This window comes from Rhizobium sp. NRK18, from assembly GCF_024385575.1.
GTDB lineage: Bacteria > Pseudomonadota > Alphaproteobacteria > Rhizobiales > Rhizobiaceae > JANFMV01.
The window spans coordinates 1-334 of record NZ_JANFMV010000002.1 but is presented as its reverse complement, the minus strand read 5'-3'; the positions used below and the strand labels follow the sequence as shown (position 1 = coordinate 334).

The window sequence follows — 334 nt, the reverse complement described above, 5'->3', positions numbered from 1 at the left end:
ATTGCCCGTAATTGTGGCACGTACTTTCTCTAAACTGTACGGGTTGGCGGGTATGCGCATTGGCTACATCATTTCCACCCCGGAAATTATAGAGAAATTATCCGGTTACTGCATTGGTCCCATGGGCGTTTCAGCAGCATCGGCTGCGGCTGCGAACGCGGGTTACCAGGAAAAAGCGTTCATGAAAGAAGCGTTGCAGAAAACCATTGCTTCCCGTGATTTCCTGTACCAGGTGCTGAAATCTGAAGGCTATGAATACATCCCTTCCTCCGCCAATTTTGTACTGTTCCCCGTTAAAATGGAGAGTCGCCGCTTCGCCGGAGAAATGATGAAA

The 334-nt window shown here is 49.1% G+C and carries 1 protein-coding gene; it reads left to right on the top strand.

Annotation, left to right across the window (positions count from 1 at the left end; translation table 11 throughout):
- Positions 1-13 precede the first annotated feature (13 nt).
- On the top strand, positions 14-334 hold a 321-nt coding region (locus NN662_RS19260; RefSeq protein WP_261932042.1), incomplete at its 3' end, for an aminotransferase class I/II-fold pyridoxal phosphate-dependent enzyme.